At 59.1% G+C, this 6,585-nt stretch carries 9 protein-coding genes and 1 tRNA gene; 6 read left to right on the top strand and 4 right to left on the bottom strand.

Annotated features, from left to right (window positions below; all coding sequences use genetic code 11):
* On the bottom strand, positions 1 to 570 hold a 570-nt coding region (locus ABL922_RS13780; RefSeq protein WP_349024785.1), incomplete at its 3' end, for a metal-dependent hydrolase.
* A 112-nt stretch (positions 571 to 682) separates the two neighbouring features.
* Positions 683 to 1,564 (bottom strand): metal-dependent hydrolase, encoded by an 882-nt coding sequence (locus ABL922_RS13775; RefSeq protein ID WP_349024784.1) that lies wholly within the window; start codon positions 1,562 to 1,564, stop codon positions 683 to 685.
* Between the two features lie 63 nt (positions 1,565 to 1,627).
* On the opposite strand from ABL922_RS13775, the gene ABL922_RS13770 reads away from it, so the two are divergent.
* Together ABL922_RS13770 and ABL922_RS13765 are read left to right on the top strand one after the other, a co-directional pair.
* Positions 1,628 to 2,254, top strand: coding sequence for a TetR family transcriptional regulator (locus ABL922_RS13770; RefSeq protein WP_349024783.1), 627 nt, complete (start codon positions 1,628 to 1,630; stop codon positions 2,252 to 2,254).
* A 48-nt stretch (positions 2,255 to 2,302) separates the two neighbouring features.
* Positions 2,303 to 2,378, top strand: a tRNA-Ala gene (locus ABL922_RS13765).
* Between the two features lie 47 nt (positions 2,379 to 2,425).
* On the opposite strand, the gene ABL922_RS13760 is transcribed toward ABL922_RS13765, so the two are convergent.
* Together ABL922_RS13760 and panC are read right to left on the bottom strand one after the other, a co-directional pair.
* Positions 2,426 to 2,722 (bottom strand): hypothetical protein, encoded by a 297-nt coding sequence (locus ABL922_RS13760; RefSeq protein WP_349024782.1) that lies wholly within the window; start codon positions 2,720 to 2,722, stop codon positions 2,426 to 2,428.
* Positions 2,723 to 2,820: 98 nt separating this feature from the next.
* On the bottom strand, positions 2,821 to 3,663 hold the full coding sequence (gene panC / locus ABL922_RS13755) for a pantoate--beta-alanine ligase (protein ID WP_349024781.1): 843 nt from the start codon (positions 3,661 to 3,663) through the stop codon (positions 2,821 to 2,823).
* A 94-nt stretch (positions 3,664 to 3,757) separates the two neighbouring features.
* Between panC and ABL922_RS13750 the strand changes: the two genes are divergently transcribed.
* The 4 genes from ABL922_RS13750 to ABL922_RS13735 form a co-directional block, all read left to right on the top strand.
* Positions 3,758 to 4,540 carry a division plane positioning ATPase MipZ gene (locus tag ABL922_RS13750; protein ID WP_349024780.1) on the top strand — a complete coding sequence of 261 codons (783 nt, stop codon included), beginning with the start codon at positions 3,758 to 3,760 and terminating at the stop codon, positions 4,538 to 4,540.
* A complete protein-coding gene (locus ABL922_RS13745; RefSeq protein ID WP_349024779.1) occupies positions 4,540 to 4,953 on the top strand; it encodes a hypothetical protein in 414 nt (137 codons plus the stop codon). The genes ABL922_RS13750 and ABL922_RS13745 overlap by 1 nt, the downstream gene beginning before the upstream one ends.
* Before the next feature lie 34 nt (positions 4,954 to 4,987).
* Positions 4,988 to 6,373: a phosphomannomutase/phosphoglucomutase gene (locus tag ABL922_RS13740; protein WP_349024778.1), complete on the top strand. Its 1,386-nt coding sequence runs from the start codon at positions 4,988 to 4,990 to the stop codon at positions 6,371 to 6,373.
* Positions 6,374 to 6,379: 6 nt separating this feature from the next.
* On the top strand, positions 6,380 to 6,585 hold a 206-nt coding region (locus tag ABL922_RS13735; protein WP_349024777.1), incomplete at its 3' end, for a hypothetical protein.

The raw sequence follows: 6,585 nt of genomic DNA, 5'->3' as shown, positions 1-6,585 counted from the left end.
AAACATCCAGACGTCGAAGGCAACCGCCTTATGCTCGACCTCTTCGATCGCATGCCAGAGCCATAGCTTGCGCAGTTCGAGGTCGGTGCCTTCCAGATGCTCGCGATTCTTAAGGATTTCGGCAGCGACAATGGCAGTCAGATGCTCGATGCACATCGTGGCGCCCAATTTGGTGACTTCACCACAGCCCGAAAAGAAAGACACAAACTGCTTGATCGCCCGGTCTAGCGCCTCGATGTCATATCCAGCGTCGATTATTGCTTTGTTGAAGCCGACATGTTCGCGGCTGTGCGCGGCTTCCTGCGTGATGAAGGTCGCAATGTCTTTCGCCAACTGGCCTTCGGCGCGATCTCTCCACGGCAGCAGCGCTTCGATCATGAAGGTCTCGCCGCGCGGGAACACAACTGAAAGAGCATTGAGAAAGGCGGTCGCGAACATATCGCCGCGGACCCAATGGCGTGACGCCAGCTTCGCCTTGCCCCCGCGAAACTGGCGCACATGCATGCGCTGCTTGTCCTGTTTGCCCCCCGGCAAGGCCGCAACGACGCTCAAACTGTTTGTCTGGTCCATGCCCTCAACACTAACCGAGGTGCGATAAACCCCGCTTAACGGGAAAGGTTAACCGCGCGGAAGGATTAGCGATTTTACAGTTTGCTCAACGCTTTGCGGCGTTAACGCCAAATCAGGCTGCGACCGGATTCTCCGCTTCATAGCGCGCAATCAGGTGCTTTTCGTCGGCATTCCAGGGGTGGAAGCCGGGCAGGAAGTAGGCCGCCCATGCTCCCAATATTTTGCGGAACATGCCCGGATTGCCGAATGCGTACCAAAGAATGCCACGCTTCGCCTTCCAACCAGTGATTCCATCCTGCTCTAGCAGGTTGAGCATGCCCTTGATACGTTCGGGGATGAAGCGGGTGGTAATCACCAGCATCATTATCGATTTCAACTTCCAGCGGCGATAGCGGCTCCAGCCCTTGGTTGCGTGGAGCCAAGTGTCATAGGCAACGGCCTTATGCTCGATCTCCTCAACCGCATGCCAGCGCCACAATGCGGCCGCTTCTTTGTCAGCACCCACAAGATGCTTCGGATTTTCAAGGAGTTCACGCGCAAGGATCGCGGTAAAATGCTCCAGCGCCATGGTCGCGGCCAGGTTTACAATTGCCGGGCGGGTCTTTATCAGTTCAAGGACATGATCGACCTGATGGTCGAGGAAGGTGACATCATAGCCGGATTCGACCACTCGGCGGTTGAAGGCGACATGTTCGCGCGTGTGCATCACTTCCTGCATCGTAAATGCGCGGATTTCTTCGGCCAGCTTGGGGGAAGCGCCTTCGCGGAAAGCCTTCACGCTTTCGATAAAAAAGGCCTCACCCTTGGGGAAGGTTGTCGAGAGTGCATTGAAGAAAGCGGTGGCGAACGGATTGCCATTGTTCCACCAGCGATCCTGCACATGGCCTTCATTGCGCCCGAAGCGACGGTCGCGCGGCGTTATCGTCAGGTCGGCGGGTGTGGGTGCTGCTTTTTGCACAGCTATTTCGGTATCGATCTTGACAGGAGCGTTCACGAGTTGTCCCTTTGCACATGGGGATGACTTCACAGTTCAGGGTTTTTAGGGTAATTAACATCAATGTCAATAGTGAAATTCCCGATAAAGGGTGATGCGGTCGCACGCAAACGTTTGTCACCGGAAGCTAGTCGCTTGGCGGCGCTGGAGGCAGCGCGTGACATATTGGTAGAGGCGGGCCCACAGGCCGTGACGCTAAAGGCGGTTGCCGGACGGATCGGCCGTACCCATGCCAATTTGCTCCATCATTTTGGCTCGGCATCGGGTTTGCAGCGTGAATTGGCGGCCTATCACGCCGAATCAATCTGCATCGACATTGGCGAACAGATCCACCGTTTCCGCGGCGGCGATATCGGCCCGCGCGATCTGGTCGACATGATATTCGACCATTTCGATAAGGCGGGTGCTGGCGCACTCGCGGCGTGGATGCTGCTCAGCGGCAATGAAGATGCCCTCAATCCCGTGGTGGAGGCGATCCACCGGTTGGTCGACGAGGTAGGCGAAGGCGGCCATGAGGATGGCAATCTGCACAAGCTGACAATGGAACTGGTGCTACTCGCTCTGGGCGACTCGCTTATGGGCGGCCCGCTGTCGGCCTCGTTGGGGCTTGATCGCGGCGCGGGGCGCGACATTGCTGCCGAGCGTCTGGCGCAATCCTTCGCCGCATGGCAGGCGAAGCAAAATCAATAAGGGCTTGGCAAGCGCCGCGGGCGCTTCCTATATTCGTGATGCTGGAACGGGGCCGTAGCTCAGTTGGTAGAGCGCGTCGTTCGCAATGACGAGGTCAGGGGTTCGATTCCCCTCGGCTCCACCAGCCTCCGCACCTACGGGGCTTCGGCTGGCAAGCCAGCCTTTGGAAACTCAGGCCGCGCGGCGCATGTTGTCGTTGAGCCAGGCACGCGCCATTTTCTGGGCTTCGGCGATTTCGCGGGCGGTCATCTCGTCAGAGATTTCGGCGCGGCAGTAACTGGCTTCTTCATTGCCATTGAGCGCTGCCAGATTGAACCATTTGTGCGCTTCGATCAGGTCGACGTCGATGCCGCCGCTGCCGGTCGAATAGGCGACCCCCAGATCGAACAAAGCGCTGGCACTGCCCCGTGCCGCGTCCGCAATCCGGCTCTCCATTAAAAACGTGGCGCTTTTCAAACTATTGGCCATGACGAAATTTCCCTCTGTTGTTGAGGGAGTGTTCGCCCGAACGTGGCTAATAAATGGTTAACGCGAATCGAACTTTTTTAATCCGATGCGGAGGAAGGCTACTCGACGGCGAGATTATCGATCAGCCGGGTCTTGCCGATTTTGGCGGCGGCAAGCAGGCGTAATGGTGTGCCGGTCAGCGCTGTTACAGGGGCAAGCGTCTGGGCATCGGCCAAGGAAAAATAGTCCACATTGGCGAAACCGGCGGCAATTAGGGCCTTTTGTGCATCGGCGAGAATCGCAGCAATGTCGCCGCCCGTAAGGATGGCTTCGCGGGCTTTCTGCAGGGCTTGCGGCAAAGCCAATGCCGCCTTGCGCTCGGCGGACGAGAGATAGGCGTTGCGTGAAGACAACGCGAGACCGTCGGCATCACGGACGATCGGCACGCCGACAATTTCGACGTTGATATCCAGATCGCGCACAAATTGGCGGATGACGGCAAGTTGCTGAAAATCCTTTTCGCCAAAGAAGGCTATATCGGGTTCGACTTGATTGAACAGCTTGGTCACGATCAACGCGACGCCATCAAAATGGCCTGGACGGGCTCCGCCGCAATAGCCGCTGCTTGGGCCCTCGACGTGGATATGTGTCGCGCGCCCTTCGCGATAGACTTCGCTGACCGGTGGTGCCCAGAGCAGATCGACCCCGGCAGCGCGCAATTTGGCGGAATCCTCCTCCAGCGTGCGGGGATAGGCGTCGAGATCCTCGTTGGGGCCGAACTGGGTCGGGTTGACGAAGATCGAGACCGCGACGGTATCGGCGCGCTTTTTGGCTTCCTCGACCAGTTGGAGGTGCCCGGCATGCAGCGCACCCATGGTCGGCACCAGAGCCATCGACTTATCCGCAGCTTTTATGGCTCGGGTGGCGGCGCGAAGCTCGGTTAACCTATTGATGGTTTGCACGTCATTTGGGCCTTGGTTATGGCAGGTTATCGCATACAGCGCCGCGCACAGCACTGTGCAAGACGAATTTCGGAATCAGGGGTAAAGCCGGCACATGGCCAAGGCACATCATATTGTATTTGCAAATGAAAAAGGCGGAACAGGGAAGTCGACCACCGCCATCCATGTTGCCATTGGCCTCGCGTCGCGCGGGGCCCGCGTTGCCTGTCTCGATCTCGATTCGCGCCAGCGGACCCTCTATCGCTATCTCGAAAACCGCCGCGACACGATGGCGCGGCGTGATATTCACCTGCCGCTTCCGGCCTTTGACGTGTTCGAACAGGAATCGCAGGCGCGTCTTGAGGAGCAGATTGCCAAGCTGGAGGCAGAGAGCGATTTCCTGATCTTCGATACGCCGGGTCGCGATGACGAATATGCGCGCTTCGTCGCCACGCGGGCGAACACTCTGGTTACGCCGATCAATGACAGCTTTATTGATTTCGATCTGATGGGCCGTGTCGACGCCGAAAATTTCAAGGTCAAGAAGCTCAGCTTTTACGCCGAGCTGATGTGGGAAGCGCGTATGGCGCGGGCACGGTCCGATGGCACAACCATCGACTGGGTGGTGTTGCGCAACCGCCTGCACAATATGGAGGCGCGCAACCAGCAGCGCATGACCGATGCGATCGCCGAGCTTTCAAAGCGCGCGGGTTTTCGCGTCGTGCCGGGTCTCAATGAGCGTGTCATCTATCGTGAACTCTTCCCGTCGGGACTGACACTCGTCGATAAAGGCCATCTGGGCAATCTAGGTACCGCGCATATCGTGGCGCGGCAGGAATTGCGCGAACTGGTCTCGGCGCTCGCGCTGCCCGAATTTGCGCAGCCGCAGCTGGTCTGATGCTGCCCTTCCTCCTCATCGTCGCTGCCGGAATAGGTTGGGGGCTGTGGTCGGGCAAATTGATGCCAAAGCAATTGCTGCCGCTGGCGCTGGTGATTGCCGGCGCTGTGCTGTCGCTGCGCGGCGCATGGCTGCTGGGACTTCCGGCCATTGGCGTTGGCGTCTTCTGGTTTCGCGGCATGACACTGCGTCTGTCCAAATTGCGGCAGATACCGAGCAGCGAATATGAACTGGCCGCCGCGCGCTGGTTGCTCGGCGTTTCGGCCCATGACGATGCCGACAAGATCAAGGCGCGACACAAGGAACTGGTCACCAACAGCGAACCTGATCGCAACGATGGCGAAGACCGCAAACGTAAATTGAACGAAGCCCGCGACCTTTTGCTGGATGATTTAAAACGGAAAAAGGATTAGGGGCTTCCGCAAACTGCTAACCCGGAGTTCTCCCATGCCGCACAATTTCCACCCCACGACCCTGCGCGAATATGACATTCGCGGGATCATCGGCGAAACCTTGGGGGCAGAGGATGCCTATGCCATAGGCCGCAGCTTTGCGACATTGCTGGGCAGGGCAGGCGGTAAGAAGGTGGCGGTCGGCTATGATGGCCGCACCAGTTCGCCGATGCTTGAAGAGGCTTTGATCCGCGGTATCAACGACAGCGGATTGGATGCAGTCTCTGTCGGCATGGGGCCAACGCCGATGCTATATTATGCGGAAGCCGTGCTGGAGGATGTCGATGGCGGCATCCAGATAACCGGCAGCCACAACCCCGCCAATTATAACGGCTTCAAGATGGTCTTCCAGGGACGACCCTTCTTTGGCGCGGACATCCAGCAACTCGGCGCGATGGCGGCGGCGGGCGATTGGGCCGAGGGGGCGGGCAGTGCTTCCTCGTTCGACATCATGGACCAATATGTCGCGCGCATCGCCGAGGCCGCACCCGACAAGCCGTTCCGCGTCGCATGGGATACGGGCAATGGCGCCGCAGGGCCTGTGGTCGAGCGACTGGTGAAGCTGCTTCCGGGCGAGCATTACACGCTGTTTACCGAAGTCGATGGCAATTTTCCAAATCATCATCCCGATCCTACCGAGGAGAAGAACCTCGTCGACCTGAAGCGGCTTGTCGCGGAGAAAAGCCTCGATTTCGGACTGGCTTTTGACGGCGATGGCGACCGGATCGGCGCGATCGATGGGCAGGGCCGCGTGATCTGGGGTGACCAGTTACTGCAAATATTCGCCGAGGATGTCCTCGCCGATGTGCCGGGGGCGGTGATTATTGCCGACGTCAAGGCGTCACAGGCGCTGTATGACCGGATCGCGGCGCTCGGCGGCCAGCCGCTGATGTGGAAGACCGGGCACAGCCTGATCAAATCCAAAATGAAGGAGGTTGGCTCTCCGCTGGCCGGCGAGATGAGCGGGCACATCTTCTTCAAGCATGACTATTATGGTTTTGACGACGCGATCTATGCCGGGCTGCGGCTGATGCGCGCCTCAGCGCGACTGGGCAAGAGCGTCACCGAATTGCGCTCCGCCATGCCCGAAATGATCAACACCCCCGAAATGCGTTTCCAGGTCGATGAAAGCCGCAAATTTGCGGTAATCGACGAGGTACTGGCGCGTTTGTCCGCGGAAGGCGCCGATGTGAATGCCACCGACGGTGCGCGGGTGAATACAGCGGACGGCTGGTGGCTGCTGCGCGCCTCGAACACGCAGGATGTGCTGGTTGCACGCGCCGAGGCTTCGTCAGAGGCTGGGCTGGATCGCCTGATGGCACAGATCGACGCGCAACTCGCGGCGAGCGGGCTTGAGCGTGGGGAGCAGGCGGGGCATTGAGCCCGGGTGACCTTGCCCCCCATCATCATAGACTGGTTCACCCAACGCGGTTGGGCGCCACGGCGGCATCAGTTGGAGATGGTCGAAGCGGCCGCGGACAGGCGGCATGCTTTGCTGGTCGCGGCGACGGGTGCAGGGAAGACGCTGTCCGGTTTTCTGCCGACCTTGGTGGAGCTGATCTCTCCCCTCCCCTTCAGGGGAGGGGAGAGATC

Source organism: Sphingorhabdus sp., from assembly GCF_040079335.1.
Lineage (GTDB): Bacteria > Pseudomonadota > Alphaproteobacteria > Sphingomonadales > Sphingomonadaceae > Sphingorhabdus_B.
Note: the sequence above shows the minus strand (reverse complement) of the source record. Positions and strands in the feature narration are given on the sequence as shown.